The 16,638-nt window shown below is 66.2% G+C and carries 16 protein-coding genes; 11 read left to right on the forward strand and 5 right to left on the reverse strand.

From position 1 onward, the window contains the following. Positions 1 to 65: 65 nt before the first annotated feature. Positions 66 to 1,361: an amidohydrolase family protein gene (locus AWC14_RS08395; protein WP_045377086.1), complete on the reverse strand. Its 1,296-nt coding sequence runs from the start codon at positions 1,359 to 1,361 to the stop codon at positions 66 to 68. 233 nt (positions 1,362 to 1,594) lie between these two features. On the opposite strand from AWC14_RS08395, the gene AWC14_RS08400 reads away from it, so the two are divergent. Genes AWC14_RS08400 through AWC14_RS08430 form a run of 7 tightly spaced genes read left to right on the forward strand, consistent with a single transcriptional unit; the run spans position 1,595 to position 7,231 of the window. Then, entirely contained in the window at positions 1,595 to 2,122 is a 528-nt protein-coding gene (locus tag AWC14_RS08400; RefSeq protein WP_045377135.1) for a carboxymuconolactone decarboxylase family protein, read from the forward strand. Between the two features lie 21 nt (positions 2,123 to 2,143). Continuing rightward, positions 2,144 to 3,421 carry an aromatic ring-hydroxylating oxygenase subunit alpha gene (locus tag AWC14_RS08405; RefSeq protein WP_045377084.1) on the forward strand — a complete coding sequence of 426 codons (1,278 nt, stop codon included), beginning with the start codon at positions 2,144 to 2,146 and terminating at the stop codon, positions 3,419 to 3,421. Then, positions 3,405 to 3,740 carry a hypothetical protein gene (locus AWC14_RS08410; protein WP_045377081.1) on the forward strand — a complete coding sequence of 112 codons (336 nt, stop codon included), beginning with the start codon at positions 3,405 to 3,407 and terminating at the stop codon, positions 3,738 to 3,740. Before AWC14_RS08405 ends, AWC14_RS08410 begins: the two co-directional genes overlap by 17 nt. 3 nt (positions 3,741 to 3,743) lie before the next feature. Beyond that, entirely contained in the window at positions 3,744 to 4,958 is a 1,215-nt protein-coding gene (locus AWC14_RS08415) for a metal-dependent hydrolase family protein (protein ID WP_045377078.1), read from the forward strand. Further along, entirely contained in the window at positions 4,942 to 5,361 is a 420-nt protein-coding gene (locus tag AWC14_RS08420) for a nuclear transport factor 2 family protein (RefSeq protein ID WP_045377075.1), read from the forward strand. The genes AWC14_RS08415 and AWC14_RS08420 overlap by 17 nt, the downstream gene beginning before the upstream one ends. Next, complete coding sequence (locus AWC14_RS08425; RefSeq protein WP_045377072.1) at positions 5,358 to 6,446, forward strand: acyl-CoA dehydrogenase family protein; 1,089 nt, start codon at positions 5,358 to 5,360, stop codon at positions 6,444 to 6,446. The genes AWC14_RS08420 and AWC14_RS08425 overlap by 4 nt, the downstream gene beginning before the upstream one ends. Before the next feature lie 50 nt (positions 6,447 to 6,496). Further along, positions 6,497 to 7,231: an acyl-CoA dehydrogenase family protein gene (locus tag AWC14_RS08430; protein ID WP_081968087.1), complete on the forward strand. Its 735-nt coding sequence runs from the start codon at positions 6,497 to 6,499 to the stop codon at positions 7,229 to 7,231. Positions 7,232 to 7,284: 53 nt separating this feature from the next. Here the strand turns inward: AWC14_RS08430 and AWC14_RS08435 are convergent, their stop codons facing one another. Further along, on the reverse strand, positions 7,285 to 8,457 hold the full coding sequence (locus AWC14_RS08435) for an acyl-CoA dehydrogenase family protein (RefSeq protein ID WP_045377067.1): 1,173 nt from the start codon (positions 8,455 to 8,457) through the stop codon (positions 7,285 to 7,287). 195 nt (positions 8,458 to 8,652) lie between these two features. On the opposite strand from AWC14_RS08435, the gene AWC14_RS08440 reads away from it, so the two are divergent. From AWC14_RS08440 to AWC14_RS08455, 4 genes are all read left to right on the forward strand, one after another. Next, a complete protein-coding gene (locus tag AWC14_RS08440) occupies positions 8,653 to 9,309 on the forward strand; it encodes a TetR/AcrR family transcriptional regulator (RefSeq protein ID WP_045377065.1) in 657 nt (218 codons plus the stop codon). A gap of 329 nt (positions 9,310 to 9,638) precedes the next feature. After that, the gene (locus AWC14_RS08445; protein ID WP_045377063.1) at positions 9,639 to 10,841 is read left to right on the forward strand and encodes a cytochrome P450; all 1,203 of its coding nucleotides are present in this window, start codon (positions 9,639 to 9,641) and stop codon (positions 10,839 to 10,841) included. A 44-nt stretch (positions 10,842 to 10,885) separates the two neighbouring features. Further along, entirely contained in the window at positions 10,886 to 11,722 is an 837-nt protein-coding gene (locus tag AWC14_RS08450; protein WP_045377061.1) for a mycofactocin-coupled SDR family oxidoreductase, read from the forward strand. 14 nt (positions 11,723 to 11,736) lie between these two features. Continuing rightward, on the forward strand, positions 11,737 to 12,561 hold the full coding sequence (locus tag AWC14_RS08455) for an SDR family NAD(P)-dependent oxidoreductase (protein ID WP_045377058.1): 825 nt from the start codon (positions 11,737 to 11,739) through the stop codon (positions 12,559 to 12,561). Here the strand turns inward: AWC14_RS08455 and AWC14_RS08460 are convergent, their stop codons facing one another. From AWC14_RS08460 to AWC14_RS08470, 3 genes are read right to left on the reverse strand one after another with little or no spacing between them, the layout of a single operon-like run. Beyond that, positions 12,562 to 13,362: an SDR family NAD(P)-dependent oxidoreductase gene (locus tag AWC14_RS08460; RefSeq protein WP_045377055.1), complete on the reverse strand. Its 801-nt coding sequence runs from the start codon at positions 13,360 to 13,362 to the stop codon at positions 12,562 to 12,564. Positions 13,363 to 13,367: 5 nt separating this feature from the next. Beyond that, positions 13,368 to 14,219, reverse strand: a complete 852-nt coding sequence (locus tag AWC14_RS08465) for an LLM class F420-dependent oxidoreductase (RefSeq protein WP_085241157.1) — start codon at positions 14,217 to 14,219, stop codon at positions 13,368 to 13,370. After that, the gene (locus AWC14_RS08470) at positions 14,216 to 16,636 is read right to left on the reverse strand and encodes a CaiB/BaiF CoA-transferase family protein (protein WP_057003175.1); all 2,421 of its coding nucleotides are present in this window, start codon (positions 16,634 to 16,636) and stop codon (positions 14,216 to 14,218) included. The genes AWC14_RS08465 and AWC14_RS08470 overlap by 4 nt, the downstream gene beginning before the upstream one ends. Positions 16,637 to 16,638 lie beyond the last annotated feature (2 nt).

Raw genomic sequence — 16,638 nt, forward strand, 5'->3', positions numbered from 1 at the left:
GCAGAATCGCACGATTGCCGCCCGAATGATGCGATTCTGCGTCTGCTCGCCAGCGGGTGCGTGCGTCAGTCGGTGTTGCCGGTCAACGACTTCGCGCTGGCGGCGAACTCCGCGAACGACGAGCCCGACCGCTCCTTGTGGTGGCTCAGCGCCCGGATCGAAACATCGTGTCCCTCAGCGGCTTTACGCAACGCGCCGACCGTCGCCTGTTCACGGGAGATGTGGCTGAACGGGTCGAACGAGTACCAGCGCATCGCGTTCTCGTGCGTCATCTTGTTGATCTCGTCGTCGGGCACGTTGTTGGCGGACAGCACCTCCCACAGCTCCTCGGGCGCACCCGGCCACATCGAGTCGCTGTGCGGGTAGTCGGCCTCCCAGCAGATGTTGTCGACGCCGATCATGTTGCGCAGCGTCACGCCCACCGGGTCGGAGATGAAGCAGGTCAGGAAGTGGTCGCGGAACACTTCGGACGGCAGCTTGCCGCCGAAGTTCTGGTGCGTCCACGTCGAATGCATCTCGTAGGTGCGGTCCACCCGCTCCAGGAAATAAGGAATCCAGCCGGTGCCGCCCTCCGAGAGCGCGATCTTGAGGTCCGGGTACTGCTTGATCGGCTTGGACCACAACAGGTCCGCGGCCGCCTGCACGATGTTCATCGGCTGCAGCGTGATCATCACGTCCATCGGCGCGTCCGGTGCGGTGATCGCCAGCCGGCCCGACGACCCGATGTGCACGTTGAGCACGGTGTTGGTGTCGCACAAGGCTTTCCACAGCGGAGTCCAGTAGTCGTCGTGGAAGCTGGGGTAACCCATCGCCGCGGGGTTCTCGGTGAATGTCAGCGCGTGCACGCCTTTCTTGGACACGCGTCGCACCTCGGCGGCGCACTTCTCGGCGTCCCAGATCACCGGCAGCGCCATCGGGATGAATCGGGCGGGGTACGCCCCGCACCACTCGTCGATGTGCCAGTCGTTGTAGGCCTGCACCAGCGCCAGCGAGAAGTCCTGGTCCTCGGTGGCGAACAGTCGCCCGGCGAAACCCGGGAACGACGGGAAGCAGATCGACCCGAGGATGCCGCCGGCGTTCATGTCCTTGACCCGCTCGTCGACGTTGTAGCAACCGGGCCGGATCTCGTCGAGACCCTGCGGTTCGAGCCCGTACTCCTCCTTGGGACGACCGGCCACCGCATTCAGCGCCACGTTGGGAATCACGGTGTCGCGGAACTGCCAGGTGTCGGAGCCGTCCGGGTTGTGCACCAGCCGCGGGGCGTCGTCGATGTACTTCTTGGGCAGGTGGTTCTTGAACATGTCGGGCGGTTCGACGATGTGGTCGTCGACGCTGATCAGGATCATGTCGTCTTTGTTCATTGGACGGTCCTTTCCCTCACTATGAAAATTAGCTTCTCAGATGGCGAGAATCAACATCTTGCAGCGGGCGGCAGGACGGTGACGCCGCAACGACGCTACCCGTGAGCCGGCCTCCGCCGTCGTCGTTTGCGCAGGTGGCCACCACCTTCTTGCCGGTATTGACCTATCGCCTCGATCGTGGAAATCTATTGGTCAAATATGAGAATATGATTCTCCAAACCGAGGAGGGCCCTATGCGTCTGTCCCCATTGCCGGCGGACGAGTGGGACGACGCTGTCCGGCATGCGGTGGCCGGGATGCTGCCCGAGGAGCGGCGGAATCCGGAGGATGCGGGCAACCTGCTGTCCACCCTGGTGCGCCATCCCGACCTGACCCGCGCGTTCCTGCGGTTCAGCTTCTACCTGCTGTCCGCCTCGACGCTGCCGCCGCGCATCCGCGAGCAGGCGATCCTGCGGGTCGCGCATCGGCGCGGCTGCGCCTACGAGTGGACACACCACGTGAAGCTGGGCAAGAAAGCCGGGCTGTCCGACGCCGACATCGCCGCAATCCAATCCGGCGACCCGGCAGACGATTTCGACCGCGCCGTGGTGGGCGCCGTCGACGAGCTCGACGAAAAATCCAACCTGTCGGATGCGACCTGGGCCACGCTGAGCGAACAGCTCGACGAAAAACAGCGGATGGACCTGGTCTTCACGATCGGCGGCTACACCGCTCTCGCGATGGCCCTGAACACCTTTGGCGTCGAAGTGGAACCAGGCTAGGAAGAACAGAAGGGTAGAACCGTGCCACATTTCACCAAGCCGGCCGCGGGAAGCTGGACGGAGAACTATCCGGAACTGGGCACCGGGCCGGTGGACTACACCGACTCGATCGACCCCGCGTTTTTCGAAGCCGAGCGCGAGGCGGTCTTCAAGCGGACGTGGCTCAATGTCGGCAGGGTGGAACGGCTGCCACGCACCGGCAGTTATTTCACCAAGGAGCTGCCGTCGGCCGGCCCCGGCATGTCGGTGATCGTGGTCAAAACCAAGGACGGGTCCGTCAAGGCCTACCACAACGTCTGCCGCCACCGCGGAAACAAGCTGGTATGGAACGACTTTCCGCACGAGGAGACGTCAGGTACCTGCCGGCAGTTCACCTGCAAGTACCACGCCTGGCGCTACAGCCTCGACGGCGAGCTGACCTTCATCCAGCAGGAGGACGAGTTCTTCAACGTCGACAAGAGCCAATACGGGCTCGTGCCGGTGCGCTGCGAGGTGTGGGAAGGATTCATCTTCATCAACTTCGATGACAACGCGGCGCCGCTGACCGATTATCTCGGGCCGCTGGCCAAGAGCATCGAAGGCTACCCGTTCGGCGAGATGACGGAGACCTACTCCTACCGCGCCGAGGTCGGCAGCAACTGGAAGCTGTTCATCGACGCGTTCGTCGAGTTCTACCACGCGCCGATCCTGCACCAGGGCCAGTACACCAAAGAAGAAGCAGCCAAGATCCAGAAGTTCGGCTACGAGGCGCTCCACTACGAACTGGCCGGCCCGCACAACCTGCAGTCGACGTGGGGCGGGCAGGCACCGCCCCCGGACATGTCCATGGTCAAACCGATGGACCAGGTGTTGCGCAGCGGGTTGTTCGGCCCGTGGGACAAGCCGGAGATCATCGAGAACCTGGAGCTGCCACCGGGTGTCAACGTCAAGAGGGCGCCGCAGTGGGGTATCGACTCGTGGCTGTTCTACCCCAACTTCATGCTGTTGATATGGGAGCCGGGCTGGTTTTTGACCTACCACTACTGGCCGACCGCGGTGGACAAGCACATCTTCGAGTGCACGCTGCATTTCGTTCCGCCGCGCAACGCGCGGGAACGTCTGGCCCAGGAGCTGGCCGCGGTGACATTCAAGGAGTACGCGCTGCAGGACGCCAATACGCTCGAAGCGACCCAGACCATGATCGGCACCCGGGCCGTCAAGGAGTTCCTGCTGTGCGACCAGGAGGTCTTGATTCGCCACCTCCACAAGACGACCGGTGACTACGTGAAGGAGTACCGCAACAATGGCCACCGCAAATAAGCTGCCGTCCGAGTTCGCCGATCTAGAGCCCTATTTGGATTGGGATCTGGCGACCGAACCCGAGCGCTACGCCAAGCGGCTCGCATCGACAATGACCGAGATGCAGGCGTTCTATGACGCCGCGTTTCCCCGCCTCAATGACGTCATCGCGTACTGCGACAAATACCCGCTGGACGAACTGCCTGAGGATGCAAGGACGCTCATGCACATGATGCAGTCGCTGGTCATGGTGTCGTTCCCCATCGAGGCCTGGAAGCAGCCGCGCGTCCCCGACAGCGGCGCCGCATGGGTGGAGCTGATCAAGGAACCGGTGATCTGAGCTGTGTTGACGCTCAAGGCAGCTGGGCTTCTCGACGTCGACGCCGGCGAAATTGTCCGGCCGGGCGTGTTGCGGATCGACGGCGAGCGCATCGTCGGGGTCGGCGGCGCACCGCAAGGTGACGTGATCGACCTCGGCGAGCAGATCCTGCTGCCCGGGCTGATGGACATGGAGGTCAACCTGTTGATGGGCGGCCGCGGGGAAAAGCCCGGACTGTCCCAGGTTCAGGACGACCCGCCGACCCGCGTCTTGCGCGCAGTCGGCAACGCGCGCCGCACGCTGCGGGCCGGGTTCACCACCGTGCGCAACCTCGGGCTGTTCGTGAAAACCGGCGGGTATCTGCTCGACGTCGCCCTCGGCAAGGCGATCGACGCCGGCTGGATCGACGGACCGCGGGTGGTGCCGGCCGGGCATGCGATCACCCCGACCGGCGGGCATCTGGATCCGACGATGTTCGCCGCGTTCGCACCGCATGTGCTGGACCTGACCGTCGAGGAAGGCATCGCCAACGGCATCGACGAGATCCGCCGCGCGGTGCGCTACCAGATCAAGCACGGCGCCCAGCTGATCAAGGTGTGCTGCTCGGGCGGCGTCATGTCGATGACGGGACCGCCTGGTGCCCAACACTATTCCGACGACGAGCTGCGCGCCATCGTCGACGAGGCGCATCGGCGCGGCCTGCGGGTCGCCGCGCACACGCACGGCGCCGACGCGGTCAAGCATGCCGTCGAAGCCGGTATTGACTGCATCGAGCACGGCTTTCTGGTCGACGACGACGCGATCGCGATGATGGTCGAGCACGGCACTTTCCTGGTCACCACAAGACGGCTGGCCGATGCGATGGATGTCGCGCATGCTCCACCCGAGTTGCAGGAGAAGGCCGCCGAGATGTTCCCCCGGGCACGCAAGTCGGTGCTGGCCGCGTACGAGGCCGGCGTCAAGATTGCGGTCGGTACCGACGCTCCGGCAATTCCGCACGGCCGCAACGCCGACGAGCTGGTCACGCTGGTGGAGCTGGGCTTGCCGCCGCTGGCGGTGCTGCGGGCGGCGACGGTCACGGCGGCCGAGCTGATCGACGTCACGGACCGGGGACGGCTGGCCGAGGGACTGCTCGCCGATGTCATCGGCGTGCCGGGAGACCCGTTGTCCGACATCAGCGTTACCCAGAATGTGCAGTTCGTCATGAAAGGCGGCAAGGTGTATGCCAACAAGAACTGACGACCTCGTCGAGATTCAGCAACTGCTCGCCCGCTACGCGGTCACGATCACCAAAGAAGACATCGACGGGCTGGTGCAGGTGTTCACACCCGACGGCACCTACAGCGCCTTCGGCGAAACCTATTCCCTGGACCGGTTTCCCGTGCTGGTCGACGCCGCGCCCAAGGGCTTGTTCCTAACGGCGACGCCGGTGATCGAGTTGGACGGCGACACCGCGACCGGAACTCAGCCGCTGTGCTTCATCGACCATGCTACCCACGACATGCGGATCGGCTACTACAACGACACCTATGTCCGCACGGCCGACGGCTGGCGGCTGAAAACCCGCGCGATGACGTTCATCCGGCGCAGCGGCGCGCACGACTCCGGCCGGCCGCACGCCGTCGGGCGTCCACCTGCATGAAAGTCGAGCAGTTCCGGGCGGATCTGCGGGCCTGGCTTGACGACAACGACCTGACCCCGGGGCCGGATCGCTCCCTGCAAGGCCACATGCGCCAGCTCGCCCGCGTGCACCGGGCGCTGTACGACGCCGACTGGATGCGATACGGCTGGCCCGTCGAGGTGGGCGGACTGGGCGGTCCCGCAATTCTGCGCGCGGTCGTCGGCGAGGAGGTCGTCGGCCGCGGCCTGGCCGAGCCCGGCCCGTACTCGATGCTCGAGGTTCTCGCCCCGACGATGATCGACTACGCGCCAAAAGAACTCGCCGCGGAAATGGTGCCGCGGCTGTTGTCCGGCCGAGAGCAATGGTGTCAGGGCTTCTCCGAACCGGGCTCGGGCAGCGATCTGGCGTCGCTGTCCACCCGCGCGGTGCCCGAGGGAGACGACTGGATTGTCAACGGGCAGAAGGTGTGGACGAGCTTCGCGCAGTACTCGACCCGCTGCATTCTGCTGACCCGGACCGCACCCGGCCATGCCGGCATCACGGCGTTCTTCGTCGACATGGACACTCCGGGCATCACCGTTCGGCCGCTGCGCACCATGCACGGCGTCGACGAGTTCTGCGAAGTGTACTTCGACGACGTGGTGATACCCGGCGACCGGATGCTCGGCCAGCCGGGAGACGGCTGGCGGCTCGCGATGGACCTGCTGCCGTACGAACGTTCCACCTGTTTCTGGCAGCGCATCGCCTACCTGTATGCGCGCTTCGACCGACTGATCGCAGAGGCGACAAACGCCGATGATTCCGCTTTGGGCGCAGCGTTTTTGGCGTTGCACACGCTGCGCTGCCGGTCCCGCGCCACGTTGCACCGGCTTGCCGACGGTGCGCGGCTGGGGCCGGAGACCTCGATCGACAAGGTCTTGCTGGCCGGCGCCGAGCAGCGGCTCTACGACACCGCCCGCGACCTGCTGCCCGGTGTCGTCGAGCTCGACAAGTGCCAGTGGCGCACCGAGTACCTGTATTCCCGCGCGGCGACCATCTACGGCGGCACCGCCGAGATCCAGCGCAACATCATCGCGCGCCGGCTGTTGGATCTGGGCAAGGAGTGAGTGTGGACACCGAATCCTTGCAGCTGCTCGAGGAGGGGTTGCGCAAGACCATGGCCGCGGCGTCGGGCGCAGAGCTCGACGCGGCGTTGAGCGAGCTCGGCTGGCTCGAGATGCTCGACGAAATGCCCGACGCCGCAATCCCATTGGTTTTCCGTTTGCTCGGCGAAACCGGTGCCCACGCCCCGGTGCTCAACGACGTCGTGCTGCGCGCCGCAGGACACGACGAGGGCGCAACCGTGCCACTGCCGTACGCGGGCGGTGCTTGGGTCGTCTGGGAGCGCACCGGGCCGCCGGGTTCGGCGCTCGGCGATGACCTGCCGATACAGCGAGTAACGGACGGCACGCCGGTGCCGCTGGCCGAGGGCCGGCGCGCGCTGGGGTGGTGGCTGGTCGGCGCCGGCCGGGCAATGCTGGCGTTGGCCCGCCAACACGCCTTGGATCGTGTGCAGTTCGGCCGCCCGGTCGCGTCGTTTCAGGCGATCCGGCATCGGCTCGCGGAAACCCTCGTCGCGATCGAAGGTGCCGAAGCGACCTTGGTTGCCGCATCCGATGAGCTGGGTTGTCTACTGGCCAAAGCCGCGGCCGGCCAGGCCGCATTGACCGCCGCCCGGCACTGCCAGCAGGTGCTCGGCGGGATCGGCTTCACCGCCGAGCATGAGCTGCATCGCCACGTGAAGCGCGCCCTGGTGCTCGAGGGATTGCTCGGCAGCGCACGCGAACTCACCAAGGAAGCCGGAGCCATCGTGCGGGCCCAGGGATCTGTGCCGCGACTGGTCCAGCTTTGAGCGATTTCGGCGCGATAATCGTCGCTGAGCGCACACAACCGCGCCGAATTCACCTAGCGCGGCAGGCCCAGGACCCGCTGGGCGATGATGTTGCGCTGGATCTCCGACGTGCCGCCGGCGATGGTGCCGGCGAAGCTGCGGAAGTAGCGGTCGAACCAACTGCCGTAGTGGGCGTCGAGGTTCAGCGGTGCGTACGGACCGGTGACGTCGGGGTGAACCAGTCCGTCGGCACCTGCGGCATTCAGCGCATGCTCGGAAGCAATCTGCACGGCCTCCGATCCCAGCAGTTTGAGCAGCGACAGGCCGGCCACATCCTCCTCGCCGCGGTCGGCGCGGGCAAGCGCCGCGGACCCGAGCAGACTCAGCGCCTCGAAATCCATTGCCAGCGTGGCGTATTTGTCGCGTTGCAGCACGCCCGACGGTCGGAAATCGACGATCAGCTCGCGCAGCCGGTCGGCGTAACTCAGCCACAGCATCGTGCGCTCGTGCCCGAGCGAGCCGTTGGCCACCTGCCACCCGTCGCCCAGAGGCCCGACCAAATTCTCGACGGGCACCCGTGCATCGGTGAAGAAGACCTCGTTGAAATCGACGTCGTCGCGCTCCGACGCCGACGCGAATGGCCGGCGCGTCACGCCGGGAGTATCGGTCGGGATCAGCAATACGCTGATGCCCTTGTGTTTTGGCGCGTCGGGATCAGTGCGCACGAACGTCAGCAGCACGTCGGCATCGTGGGCGCCCGACGTCCAGACCTTCTGCCCGTTGACCACGAAGTGATCTCCGTCCAGCACCGCCCGCGTGCGCAACGAGGCCAGATCCGAGCCCGCGCCGGGTTCGCTCATGCCCAGTGCGGCGGTCATCTCGGCGCGCAGAATCGGCACCGCCCACCGCTGCTTTTGCTCGTCGGTCCCGAACGAGAGCACCGACGCCGCGATGATGCCGATGCCCTGCGGATTGAAGCTCTGGTAAACCCGTCGCCGCGACAGCTCCGCTAAGTGCACGTACTGCTGCAGCACGGTGGCGTTGCGACCGCCGAACTCCGGTGGGTTTCCCGGCAGCAACCAGCCGTGGTCGAACAACAGCCTCTGCCACCGCCGCGCCCACTCCGGAATGTGCGATGTCGAGCGGGGGCGTTCGGCCGCGGATGCCTCGTCGGGCAAATTCTCGTCGAGAAATGCCACGAATTCGGACCGGAACGCTTCGACATCGGCGCCAAACGTCAGCTGCACGGGTACTCCTCTGCGATTGCACCCGCAGTTGCGCATTTCTCTTCCGCGGGCACGGTGAAGAGAATACTATTCTCATGATGAGAAAGTTACAATCTCGGACACGTCGTCCGTGAGGGGGTCTAGACACCAATGGCACGACGTTCTCCGGTACAGTCCAATCATGTTCTCCCCTCACGGCAATCGTCCGGGCCGCCGGTGACAAGCCCGAGCGAAGAGCCTGCCTGGAAGCAGCGCGCGGTCGAGCGGTCGATCAAGACGGCGAAGCTGCGGGCGGCGCAGCGCGTTCAACGGTTTCTGGACGCCGCCCAGGCCATCATCATCGAAAAGGGCAGCACGGACTTTACCGTTCAGGAGGTCGTGGACCGCTCCCGGCAGTCGCTGCGGAGCTTCTACCTGCAGTTCGACGGCAAGCACGAGCTGTTGTTGGCACTGTTCGAAGACGCGCTGAGCCGGTCCGCCGACCAGATCCGCGCGGCGACCGCCAGCCACGCCGACCCGCTCGAGCGGCTCAAGGTGGCCGTGGAGTTGCTGTTCGAGGCGTCGCGCCCCGACCCGACGGCCAAGCGGCCGCTGTTCACCGACTTCGCACCACGGTTGCTGGTTTCCCACCCCGCCGAGGTCAAGGTGGCCCACGCGCCGCTGCTCGCGTTGCTGACCGAGCTGATGGAAGAGGCCGGCGCGGCCGGGCAGCTGCGCGCCGGCATCAATCCCAAGCGCATGGCCGCGATGACCATGCAGACCGTCATGTTCATCGCCCAGTCCAGCGGCGGCACCGACGACGCGACCGTCCACCCCATCACCGCCGACGAGGTGTGGGACTTCTGCTCGCGCGGATTCGTGGGCGAGAAGTAGGTTACCAGCCGCCGAGAATTAGGTTTACACGCGGGGAGTGCCCGCCGGGGCCGCCGCGGCTCGAGATGTGGATACGCACACCGCCGGTCGCCCCCACGCGCTACCAGTGGCGGCCGGGCGCAGGGGAATTCGCCGTCTCGACACCTCCAGAATTGTTCACATATCGCACAATCGTCGCGGTTGGAGAAGCAAATTCTCTGATAATGAGAGCATGAGATGACAGAAACGGATTCGACGTTGACACTTCCCTGTGACGGGTGACAGAGTTCAGGGGCAACAGGGACGCAGATCCCGCGAGAACGTGGTTCCGGTGAGAGGCAGCAACACCCGTGACAGTCAGCGCCACCAGCGAGGCCTATTACGACCCGTACAACCCCGAACTCAACGCCGACCCGTATCCCATGTTTCGACGGCTTCGTGAAGAAACGCCGCTGTACTACAACGAACAGCACGACTTCTACGCGCTGAGCCGGTTCGCCGACGTCGACGACGCACTGGTCGACCACGAGACGTTCAGCTCGGCGCGCGGCGCGATCCTCGAGCTGATCAAGGCCAACATCGAAGTCCCTTCCGGCGTCTTGATTTTCGAGGATCCCCCGGTCCACGACATCCACCGCAAGCTGCTCGCCCGGATGTTCACGCCGCGCAAGATCAACGAGCTGGAAAGCAAGATCCGCGAATACTGTGTGCGCTGTCTGGATCCGTTGATCGGCGCCGACCGGTTCGACTTCGTCGCCGATCTCGGCGCGCAAATGCCGATGCGGGTGATCGGCATGCTGCTGGGCATCCCGGAAACCGACCAGGAAGCCATCCGGGATCGCTCGAACGCCACGATGCGCACCGAAGAAGGCAAGCCGATGGATATCGCGCAGCACGGCTTCGACACCGGTGAGGCCTTCGCCCAGTACATCGACTGGCGCGCCGAGCACCCGTCCGACGACATCATGACCGAGTTGCTCAACGTCGAATTCGAGGACGAGACGGGCACCACCCGCCGGCTGACTCGCGATGAACTGCTGATCTACGTCAACGTGGTGGCCGGCGCGGGCAACGAGACCACCACCCGCCTGATCGGCTGGACGGGCAAGGTGCTGGCCGAGCACCCGGACCAGCGGCGCCAACTGGTCGAGGACATGTCGTTGATTCCGCGGGCCATCGAGGAGTTGCTGCGCTTCGAGCCGCCCGCTCCGCACGTAGCCCGCTACGTCACCCGGGACGTCGAATACTACGGCCAGAGCGTGCCCGCGGGCAGCGTGATGATGATGCTGATCGGCGCCGCGAATCGCGACCACCGCCAGTTCCCGCCCGACGGCGACGTTTTCGATATTCACCGCGAGCTCCGGCAGCACCTGTCGTTCAGCGTCGGCACGCACTACTGCCTCGGATCGGCGCTGGCCCGACTGGAAGGGCGGATCGCATTGGAGGAGGTCTTGAAGCGCTTCCCCGACTGGGACGTCGACCTCAGCGGCGCCAAGCTGTCTCCGACTTCCACGGTGCGGGGCTGGGAATCAATGCCGGCTGTGATCCGCTGAGCCGCGGCAAGTTTGAGACCAACGTCAACGGAAACGAGGTAACAATGGCGGGACGAGTCGAAGGCAAAGTCGCCTTCATCACCGGCGCGGCGCGTGGTCAGGGCCGCAGCCATGCGGTGCGGTTGGCCCAGGAAGGCGCCGACATCATCGCGGTCGACATCTGTAAACAGATCGACAGCGTGCAGATTCCGCTTTCCACACCGGAGGATCTGGCCGAGACCGCCGATCTGGTCAAGGGGCTCAACCGCCGCATCTACACCGCCGAAGTCGACGTGCGGGACTACGACGCGCTGAAGGCTGCGGTCGACGCGGGCGTGGACCAGTTCGGCAGGCTCGACATCATCGTCGCCAACGCGGGCATCGGCAACGGCGGGGCGACACTGGACAAGACCAGCGAACGCGACTGGACCGACATGATCGACGTCAACCTGTCCGGGGTGTGGAAGACCGTGAAAGCCGGTGTGCCGCACATACTTGCGGGCGGGCGCGGCGGCTCGATCATCCTGACCAGCTCCGTCGGCGGGCTGAAGGCCTACCCGCACACCGGACACTACGTCGCCGCCAAACATGGCGTGGTGGGGCTGATGCGGACGTTCGCAGTTGAGCTGGGGCAGCACATGATTCGGGTCAACTCGGTGCACCCCACCAACGTGAACACGCCGTTGTTCCTCAACGAGGGGACGATGAAGCTGTTCCGGCCGGACCTGGAGAACCCCGGCCCCGACGACATGAAGGTCGTTGCGCAGATGATGCACACGCTGCCGATCGGATGGGTGGAACCCGAGGACATCAGCAACGCGGTGCTGTTCCTGGCCTCAGACGAGTCGCGCTACATCACCGGTGTCACCCTTCCGGTCGATGCGGGTAGCTGCCTGAAGTAGCTAAAGTCCCGTCTATGGACGGGTTCGAGGGACGCGGCGCAGTCATCACCGGCGGGGCGAGTGGCATTGGTTTGGCCACTGCCCGCGAGCTGGCCGGCCGCGGTGCCGCAGTAGTGCTCGGAGACATCGAGCAGGGTGCGCTCGACACGGCTGTGAGCGGTCTGCGCGACGAAGGATTCGACGCGCACGGCGTGGTCTGCGATGTCCGCAACCGCGACGACGTCGGCCGGCTCGCCGAGGAAGCGTTCCGATTGCTCGGCGGGGTCCACGTGGTCTTCAACAATGCCGGCGTCGCGGTGGCCGGGCCGATCGCGCAGATGACGCACGACGACTGGCGCTGGGTGATCGACGTCGACCTGTGGGGCGCGATTCACGGCGTCGAGGTCTTCTTGCCCCGGCTCCTCGAGCAAGGCGAGGGCGGCCATCTGCTGTTCACCTCGTCGTTCGCGGGGCTGGTCTCCAATGTCGGGCTCGGGCCGTATTCCGTTGCCAAGTACGGTGTTGTCGCGCTCGCCGAGGCGTTGGCCCGCGAGGTCAAACCGGACGGCATCGGGGTGTCGGTACTGTGCCCGATGCTCGTCGCCACCAACATCGGCAGCTGCGAGCGCAACCGCGGCGCCGACTACGGAATGCCGGCGACGCAACCGGTTTCGGAACCGGTCAGCGTCGGCCAAGACGATGTCCTGGCCGCCGACGACGTCGCTCGGCTGACCGTCGAGGCGATACTCGCCAACCGGCTCTACATCCTGCCGCACGCGGCCTCGCGCGGCCTGATCCGCCGCAGGTTCGAGCGCATCGACCGCACCTTCGACGATCAGGCCGCCGACGGGTGGATTTGATTAGCCAGGCCCGAGCGTCGGCGTGCCCGTGTGCGGATGGCGGTACCAGCCGCCGGCGGCGTGCGTTCCGCCGTCGACGTGGATGGTCTCGCCGGTGATGTAGCTTGCCATGTCGGATGCGAGAAATACTGCCGCACTGGCAATCTCGTCCACATCGCCTGGCCGGCCCAGCGGGACGACGTTGCCGATGTCCAGGCTGATAGCGCCGAGGTTCATCAGCCCCTCGGTTAGCGTGATGTCGGGCGCCAGCGCGTTGACACGAATGCCGTGCGGCGCCAATTCGAATGCCGCGGTCTTGGTGTAGTTGATGACGCCTGCCTTGGCCGCCGCGTACGCGGCGTAACCCGGCGCGGCCCGCACCCCTTCGATCGAGGTCAAGTTGATCATGCTGCCCGGCATGCCCGCGGCGACCAGCTGGCGCGCTACCCGCTGGGTGCACAGCAGCACGTGGCGCAGATTGGCCTTATACAGTGCTTCCCAACCGTTTTCGCTGGTGTCGAGCAGCGGCGACGAGAATGTGCCGCCGGCATTGTTCACCAGGATGCTCACCGGCCCGAGCTCGTCGGTGGTGCGCTGCAGCGCGGCGTCGACCTGCCCGGTGTCGCGAACGTCGGTCACGATACCCAGCGCTCCGATGCTGTCGGCGGCTGCTGCACAGCTGTCGGCGTCGCGCTCCCAGATCGCCACCGATGCGCCGAACGCCGCCAGGCCGGCCGCGATCCCGCGCCCGATGCCCGCTCCCCCGCCGGTCACCACTGCGACCCGGCCAGTCAGCTGTATGTCGGACGGGCTGATCGCCACAGCCGTTAACCCGCCACGGTTTTCACGATGTACCCGTCGGCGAACCTGGCGATGCCGTCGAGCGCTTCACGGGTGCGCTGCCAGGGTGCCACGATGAGCCGGTCGATGCCCGCGTCGGCGGCGCGCTGCACGTCATCGGCTGACGAGATCGGCACCGAGGTGGTGACTTGTGGTCTGCCGCTGCGGCCGTGATCAGCCCACAGCTGCGTGAGCGTGTGCACTGAGCCGGGGATGCGGTCGAGTGTGTGGTTCATCGGCAGCCAGCCATCGCCGAATCGGGCCACCCGGCGCAGCGCCGCCTTGCCGTCGCCACCGATATGCAGCGGCGGTCCACCGTCCTGGACGGGTTTGGGTTCGAACATGACTTCGCCGAAATCGAAGAAACGTCCGTGGTATTCGACGGCCGGTTGGCTCCATAATGCTCGGCACACCTGCAGGGCCTCGTCGACGCGGGCACCGCGAGTGTCGAAGTCAAGCCCGACCGCGTCCCATTCCTCACGCAGCCAGCTCGCCCCGACCCCGAAGTCGAACCGGCCGCCGGACACGATGTCGAGGGTGGCGGCGGCGCGGGCGCTGACGAACGGGTGGCGCAGGCCGATGTTGTAGACGTAGGTGCCCAGCCGAATGGTGCTGGTCTGTGCGGCAAGAAAGGACAGGTAGTTGAGCGCATCGAAGATCGGCGTCTGCGCCGGGATGGGCGGGTGGGTGTCGCCCTCGTGGGGGCTGCCGCTCATCGCGGCGGGCAGCACCAGATGCTCGGGCAGCCACACCGACTCGAACCCCAACTCCTCGGCCCGCCGGGTCAACTCGGGCCACAGCCCGGGATGCGCGCGGGCCAGCGGGATGCCGAACTTCATTGTGCTTTGGCCTTTCTCGCGGCCCCCGGTGCTCCTCCGATGATGCCATCGGCTTCCAGTTCGGCGATCTCGGGGTCGGTCAGCCCGAGTTCGGTGAGCAGCTCATGGTTGTGCTGGCCGAGCAGCGGCGCCGGCTGGCGGTGCAAGCGCTGTGGTCCGCGGGAGAACCGCATCGGCACGGTGCTGTGCGGAACCGCGGGGTTCACCGGGTGCTCGACGTGTTCGAAGAAGCCGCGAAAAGCCAGCTGCGCCAGCTCGGTCTGGCGGTGCGGCTGCATCACTTTCGCCACCGGAACCCCGGCTTCCCACAGACAACGGACGATCTCGTCGCCGCTGCGGCGCTCACACCAGGCGCCCAGGTGCTCGTCGATCAGATCATGTTGCGCTCGACGGCCGGCCGCGGTGGCCAGCGCGGGATCGGTCGCCCAGGCTGGTCTGTCCAGCGCCTCGCACATGGCTGCCCATTGCTCGTCGGTGGCCACCGCGACCGCGATCCAGCTGTCCAGCCGGCCGAATTCGTCGACGTCGGCGGTGCGATACAGATTCTGCGGCGCGGCTGTCGGTCCGCGATTGCCTGCCCGCTCCAACAGCGCCCCGTAGGCCGAGTACTCGATGACCTGCTCAGCGGCGACGTTGACTGCGGCGTCGACCATGGCGGCTTCCACCAAGACGCCTTGGCCGGTGCGGCGCCGGTGTTCGAGTGCGAGCAGCAGCGCATTGAGGGCATGCACCCCGGCGTTTGGGTCGCCGACCGAGTAAGGCTCATACGGGTTGCGGTCGGGATAGCCGGTCAGCCAGCTCAATCCGGATGCGGCTTCGATCACGTAGGCGAACGCGGGATTGTCGCGCCACGGGCCGTCGAGCCCGAACCCCGGCATGCGCAGCAGGATCGCGTCGGACCGCAACTCCTGGACGGTCGCAAAGTCCACCCCGATCTGGTCGAGTACCCGTGGGGTGAAGTTCTCGACGATCACGTCGGACGTTGCGATCAACCGGCGCAACAGATCCCGGCCTGCAGAGGTCTGCAGGTCCAGTGTCACGCCTTTCTTGTTGGTGTTCAGCGCCGAGAAGATCGGCGAGCGTTCCCACCACTGCTCCTCGGTGATCGGGATGCCGGCGATCAGCCGGGTGCCGTCGGGCTTGCCGGTGGACTCCACGTGGATGACGTCGGCGCCGAGCATCGCCAGGTAGTGCGTGCAACACGGACCCGCCCAGAAGGTGGTCATGTCGAGCACGCGCAAACCGGCGAACGGCAAGCGTTCTGCCGTGATTTCGGCGCGGTTGTCGTCGCTGAGCGCACAGGACCGCGCCGAAATCGCGGACCGGTGCTGCGCGGTGTGCTCGCCGAGCCGCGGCGCCGGCTGCGGTGCTCGTAGGAACGTCGGGGTCGTCCGGTAGGGGTGGTCGGGCTGACAGAACCCGTCGCGGGGATTCGTGGTGAACGTGTGCCGGTGCTGGAAGTGGTCGAGCCCGGTGATGTTGGCGCCGTTGGCCACGGGCGCGTTGGGGATCCGGAACGCGGTGGCCAGCTCGCGGATCTCGTCGACGGTGTGGCTCGACACCCATTCATAGATTTCGCCGGCCTTCTCGTTGGCCTGCTCGGTGATCGACAACGGCGAGTCCTCGTCGATCCACTCCTGGTGGCCGGTCATCGCGCACAGGTCGAACCACTGCTGAGCGGTTCCGCACCCGACGTCGACCAGGCCGTCTTTGGCGCGTGCGACCCCGGGGACGGTGAGCTTGCGGGCGTCCCGCCACGGCCGGCCCAGCATCTCGAAGTAGGTGACCGGGTAATAGGTGAGACCCAGGATCGCCGTCTCCAGCATCGACAGGTCGACGAGTTCGCCTGCGCCGCCGTCGATCTGGCGCAGCCGGGCGGTCAGCGTCGCGGCGCTGGCGTAGGCCCCGGCGAAGTACTCCCCGACCTGGCCGCCGACGTACACCGGCGCGCGGTCCGGGGATCCACGTCCAAGCCCGACGATGCCCCCGGACCACGCCTGCAGGGTGAATTCGGTGGCCGGCCGGTCCCGCCATGGGCCGGTCAGCCCGAACGGGGTGATCGCGGTGACGACGAGATGTGGGTGTCTGCGGTGCATCTCGAGAGGCGAGAAGACGTCTGCGAGTGCCGAGCCGCACGACCACACCACGGCGTCCGCCGACGCCAGCAGTCCGTTCACGAAGTCCATGTCGGTCGCTGGGTCGGCGACCACGCTGTGCTTGGAGCACGCCAGGAAGCTGAACAGCGCGCCGTCGGTTTCGGTGGGGGCCCCGGACGCCGACCACCGCCGCAGCGGATCTCCTTGTGGCGATTCGACTTTGACGACGCGGGCGCCGCCGTCGGCCAGTAGTTTGGTGCAGTAGGCGCCGGCGATCCCGCTGGACAGGTCGATGACCGTGTAGCCGTGCAGCGGCGCCACGG

Source organism: Mycobacterium kyorinense, from assembly GCF_002101735.1.
GTDB lineage: Bacteria > Actinomycetota > Actinomycetes > Mycobacteriales > Mycobacteriaceae > Mycobacterium > Mycobacterium kyorinense.

Excerpts from the sequence above, each read along its gene's own strand:
- AWC14_RS08395 (WP_045377086.1), bottom strand. The coding sequence starts at position 1,361 with ATGAACAAAGACGACATGATCCTGATCAGCGTCGACGACCACATCGTC.
- AWC14_RS08400 (WP_045377135.1), top strand. The coding sequence starts at position 1,595 with ATGCGTCTGTCCCCATTGCCGGCGGACGAGTGGGACGACGCTGTCCGG.
- AWC14_RS08410 (WP_045377081.1), top strand. The coding sequence starts at position 3,405 with ATGGCCACCGCAAATAAGCTGCCGTCCGAGTTCGCCGATCTAGAGCCC.
- AWC14_RS08420 (WP_045377075.1), top strand. The coding sequence starts at position 4,942 with ATGCCAACAAGAACTGACGACCTCGTCGAGATTCAGCAACTGCTCGCC.
- AWC14_RS08425 (WP_045377072.1), top strand. The coding sequence starts at position 5,358 with ATGAAAGTCGAGCAGTTCCGGGCGGATCTGCGGGCCTGGCTTGACGAC.
- AWC14_RS08430 (WP_081968087.1), top strand. The coding sequence starts at position 6,497 with ATGGCCGCGGCGTCGGGCGCAGAGCTCGACGCGGCGTTGAGCGAGCTC.
- AWC14_RS08450 (WP_045377061.1), top strand. The coding sequence starts at position 10,886 with ATGGCGGGACGAGTCGAAGGCAAAGTCGCCTTCATCACCGGCGCGGCG.
- AWC14_RS08455 (WP_045377058.1), top strand. The coding sequence starts at position 11,737 with ATGGACGGGTTCGAGGGACGCGGCGCAGTCATCACCGGCGGGGCGAGT.
- AWC14_RS08465 (WP_085241157.1), bottom strand. The coding sequence starts at position 14,219 with ATGAAGTTCGGCATCCCGCTGGCCCGCGCGCATCCCGGGCTGTGGCCC.